4 protein-coding genes are annotated in these 3,620 nt (G+C 49.8%); all 4 read left to right on the forward strand.

The window, feature by feature from the left end; genetic code table 11:
- Nucleotides 1-1,454 (forward strand): multicopper oxidase PcoA (gene pcoA, locus APU11_RS11420; protein ID WP_060578486.1); only part of this gene is annotated, 1,454 nt, incomplete at its 5' end.
- A 5-nt stretch (nucleotides 1,455-1,459) separates the two neighbouring features.
- The gene (gene pcoB, locus APU11_RS11425) at nucleotides 1,460-2,350 is read left to right on the forward strand and encodes a copper resistance outer membrane transporter PcoB (RefSeq protein WP_001378118.1); all 891 of its coding nucleotides are present in this window, start codon (nucleotides 1,460-1,462) and stop codon (nucleotides 2,348-2,350) included.
- A 39-nt stretch (nucleotides 2,351-2,389) separates the two neighbouring features.
- Nucleotides 2,390-2,770, forward strand: a complete 381-nt coding sequence (gene pcoC, locus APU11_RS11430; RefSeq protein WP_058650532.1) for a copper resistance system metallochaperone PcoC — start codon at nucleotides 2,390-2,392, stop codon at nucleotides 2,768-2,770.
- Nucleotides 2,771-2,825: 55 nt separating this feature from the next.
- Nucleotides 2,826-3,620 (forward strand): copper resistance inner membrane protein PcoD (gene pcoD, locus APU11_RS11435; RefSeq protein ID WP_342669375.1); only part of this gene is annotated, 795 nt, incomplete at its 3' end.

The raw sequence follows: 3,620 nt of genomic DNA on the forward strand, positions 1-3,620 counted from the left end.
AGCCTGATGATACCTACGTTTACACCTTTAAGGTTAAGCAGAACGGGACTTACTGGTACCACAGCCATTCCGGTCTGCAGGAACAGGAGGGGGTATACGGTGCCATTATCATCGATGCCAGGGAGCCAGAACCGTTTGCTTACGATCGTGAGCATGTGGTCATGTTGTCTGACTGGACCGATGAAAATCCTCACAGCCTGCTGAAAAAATTAAAAAAACAGTCGGATTACTACAATTTCAATAAACCAACCGTTGGCTCTTTTTTCCGCGACGTGAATACCAGGGGGCTGTCAGCCACCATTGCCGATCGGAAAATGTGGGCTGAAATGAAAATGAATCCGACTGACCTCGCGGATGTCAGTGGCTACACCTACACCTATCTCATGAACGGGCAGGCCCCGCTGAAAAACTGGACCGGACTGTTCCGTCCCGGTGAAAAGATACGCTTACGGTTTATCAACGGCTCGGCAATGACCTATTTCGATATCCGTATCCCCGGGCTGAAAATGACGGTCGTGGCTGCAGATGGTCAGTATGTAAACCCGGTTACCGTTGACGAATTCAGGATTGCCGTTGCCGAAACCTATGATGTCATTGTGGAGCCTCAGGGTGAGGCCTATACCATCTTCGCACAATCCATGGACAGGACCGGTTACGCTCGAGGGACACTGGCCACGAGAGAGGGGTTAAGTGCTGCCGTTCCCCCCCTCGATCCCCGTCCTCTGTTGACCATGGAAGATATGGGTATGGGGGGAATGGGACATGATATGGCAAGAATGGACCACAGCCAGATGGGAGGCATGGATAACAGCGGAGAGATGATGTCTATGGACGGTGCTGACCTTCCGGATAGCGGGACATCCTCCGCGCCCATGGATCACAGCAGCATGGCCGGTATGGATCATTCCCGGATGGCCGGAATGCCGGGTATGCAAAGTCATCCTGCGTCAGAAACGGATAACCCACTGGTTGATATGCAGGCGATGAGCGTCTCTCCGAAATTAAATGATCCGGGTATTGGTCTTCGAAATAACGGAAGAAAGGTTCTCACGTACGCGGATTTGAAAAGCCGCTTTGAGGATCCTGACGGACGTGAACCTGGCCGTACCATAGAACTGCATTTAACCGGCCACATGGAAAAGTTTGCCTGGTCATTTAACGGAATCAAGTTTTCAGATGCCGCACCGGTGCTGCTGAAATACGGTGAGCGGCTCAGGATCACGCTGATCAACGATACCATGATGACTCACCCCATTCACCTGCATGGTATGTGGAGCGATCTGGAAGATGAAAACGGTAATTTCATGGTTCGTAAACACACAATAGATGTTCCCCCTGGTACAAAACGCAGTTACAGAGTGACAGCAGATGCGCTTGGCCGCTGGGCGTATCACTGCCATTTGCTCTATCACATGGAAATGGGAATGTTTCGTGAAGTCCGGGTGGAGGAATGATGCGAATGAAGAGAAATTTGAAGGCCATACCTGTTCTGGTCGCCGGTTTGTTTACCTCACAGCTTTCTATTGCGGCGGGCTCCGTCTCTGCAGATCCCCACGCCGGGCACGACATGTCTGCCATGCAGATGCCAGCAGATGAGAATTTCACTGAGATGACGTCAATGGAGCCCATTGTAACTGAGAGCAGAACGCCAATTCCGCCTGTTACCGATGCCGACCGGAAGGCTGCATTCGGCAATTTACAGGGGCATGCGATTCACGACAGTGCGATTAATTATCTGGTTCTGCTGGATCAACTGGAATGGCAACGGTCGGATAACACCAACAATTTCAGCTGGAGTGTTAACAGCTGGATTGGAGGCGACACAGATCGGATTTGGCTAAAGAGTGAAGGTGAACGAAGCAATGGGGAAACGGAGGCGGCTGAAGCGCAGTTACTCTGGGGACATGCGGTTGGCCCATGGTGGGATTTGGTTGCGGGTGTCAGGCAGGATTTCAGACCTGCTTCTGCCCGGACCTGGGCTGCTGTCGGTTTTCAGGGGCTGGCACTCTATAATTTTGAGTCTGAAATTACGGGTTTTGTCAGTAATGGCGGAAAAGCAGCCCTTCGTCTGGGAGGAGAATACGACGTTTTACTGACTAACCGGCTCATACTCCAGCCATCCTATGAGGTGAATTTCTACAGTCAGGATGATGAATCGCGGGGTCGCGGCAGGGGACTGACTGACACAGAGCTGGGGCTCCGGCTGCGCTATGAAATACGCCGTGAGTTTGCACCCTATATAGGCGTTTCCTGGAATCAACTTTACGGGAAAACATCCGATATGGCGAAAAGAGAAGGTGAGAAAGACCATCAGGTAGTATTCCTGGCGGGAGCCAGAATCTGGTTTTAACGCACTGATATAAAACACTCAACTAAACAGGTAAATAAAATGTCGATTTTAAATAAAGCCATTCTTACAGGTGGCCTCGTTATGGGCGTTGCTTTCTCTGCTATGGCCCATCCGGAATTAAAAAGCTCTGTGCCACAGGCTGATTCAGCCGTAGCGGCCCCGGAAAAGATTCAGCTTAATTTCTCGGAAAATCTGACCGTGAAATTCTCAGGTGCAAAATTAACGATGACGGGTATGAAAGGCATGTCATCACATTCTCCGATGCCGGTCGCGGCAAAAGTGGTGCCAGGCGCTGACCCTAAATCGATGGTCATTATTCCGCGAGAGCCTTTACCCGCTGGCACTTATCGTGTTGACTGGCGCGCGGTTTCTTCAGATACGCACCCTATTACCGGTAATTACACCTTTACAGTGAAGTAATATTATGAACGACCTGATTATGATTGTTATTCGTTTTCTTCTTTATCTGGATTTGATGGTAATATTTGGATTGCCATTTTTTCAGATATATGGAATAAGCGGTGTCAGACATGAAACCTATAACCTGACTAATTTCAGGTCGTTTATAACCTTTGCTGTTGTTACAGGCATCATTCTTACTGGCATTAATATGCTCCTGGTATCTAATGCCATGAGTGGAGTAACTGACCTCAGAGAATTATCCATCCATGTTATCGAGATGGTGATAGAAGAAACTGATGTGGGTATTAGCTGGATTGTCAGGCTCTGTGCCCTGTTTACCACACTCGGTGCTTTGTTCCTTTACACTAATAAGAGAGTATTGTCCTGCCTGCTGATGACGATGAGTGGGGGCGTGGCGCTGGCTACACTTGCCTGGGGAGGACACGCCGTTATGCATGACGGTCTGCATTACTATCTCCATTTACTGAGCGATCTGACCCATCTCGGCGCTGCAGGTGCCTGGACAGGTGCTCTGGTTGCATTTGCTATCCTGCTGATGCGCAGAAACGAGCATAATGCACAGAGCGTCATTGTGATATCTGACTCCCTGGCAAAATTTGCCACGGCAGGAACGGTGATTGTTGTAGCCCTGATCCTGAGTGCGCTGGTCAACTATCTGTATATTGCTGAGGGTAACTTAACTCCCTTATTCAACAGTTCCTGGGGGAGGATATTGCTTGCCAAGACGGCTCTGTTTGTTCTGATGCTTCTTCTGGCTGCAGCAAACCGGTTTCACCTGGGTCCCCGGCTTGAAGTTATGGTCAGGGAAGGGAATTATGATCGAAGCGTTGCCCTGATGCGAAACAGC

Source organism: Enterobacter sp. 50793107, assembly GCF_001463365.1.
Lineage (GTDB): Bacteria > Pseudomonadota > Gammaproteobacteria > Enterobacterales > Enterobacteriaceae > Enterobacter > Enterobacter cloacae.

What these genes read in the sequence shown, in the direction of transcription:
- pcoB (WP_001378118.1), top strand. Translation starts at nt 1,460, where the DNA reads ATGAAGAGAAATTTGAAGGCCATACCTGTTCTGGTCGCCGGTTTGTTT.
- pcoC (WP_058650532.1), top strand. Translation starts at nt 2,390, where the DNA reads ATGTCGATTTTAAATAAAGCCATTCTTACAGGTGGCCTCGTTATGGGC.